Raw genomic sequence first — 712 nt, forward strand, 5'->3', positions numbered from 1 at the left:
CGATGGTGTTGCTCTCCACCTCCGCGTCGAACGAATAGAGCCGTTCCTCCAGCTGCGGCTTCGACATGAGCTGGTGCGGCCGCTGCACGAACGCCTCGAACAGGGACCATTCCCGGGCGGTGAGCGCCACCACGCGCCCCGCCCGCCGCACCGAGCGGGCGGCGAGATCGACCTCGATGTCGCCGAGGGTGACGAGCGGGTTGGGATTGCCCGCATAGCGCCGGCCCACGGCGCGGATGCGGGCGCTCAGCTCGAACAGGTCGAACGGCTTCACCAGATAGTCGTCGGCCCCGGCGTCGAGGGCCGCGATGCGATCGGAGATCTGGTCGCGCGCGGTCAGCACCATGACGGGCGTCACGTCGCCAGCGCTGCGCAGCCGCTTCAGGAAGTCGGCGCCGCGGCCGTCCGGCAGCATGAGGTCGAGCAGGACGAGCTCGAAGGCGGCGGCGTGAAGGGCGGCGCCGGCCTCGTCGAGGCGCGTCACCCAATCGGCGCAATGGTCGTCCGCGACCAGCTGGTCACGCACGGCCATGCCCAGAACGGGATCGTCTTCGACCAGCAGGATACGCATCTGTCACCTCGGCACGCCAACTTATACCAACGGCCTTTTGTCTTTGACCGCTGCCGAGAGGGGCTCGCTCAAGCGCCGCGCGGGCTTGCACCTGCGGCCGGTGAGTCAAACTCATCGGCCCCTGATCTTAGCGCGGCCGGT

General features: G+C 69.0%; 1 protein-coding gene. It reads right to left on the reverse strand.

Annotated elements, in window-relative coordinates; all coding sequences use genetic code 11:
- Positions 1–571: response regulator transcription factor (locus K9U40_RS23165; protein WP_282892423.1), on the reverse strand; the 571-nt coding region annotated here is incomplete at its 3' end.
- Positions 572–712: the final 141 nt, after the last annotated feature.

The sequence above is a fragment of the Xanthobacter autotrophicus genome, from assembly GCF_030015065.1.
Taxonomy (GTDB): domain Bacteria; phylum Pseudomonadota; class Alphaproteobacteria; order Rhizobiales; family Xanthobacteraceae; genus Xanthobacter; species Xanthobacter autotrophicus_D.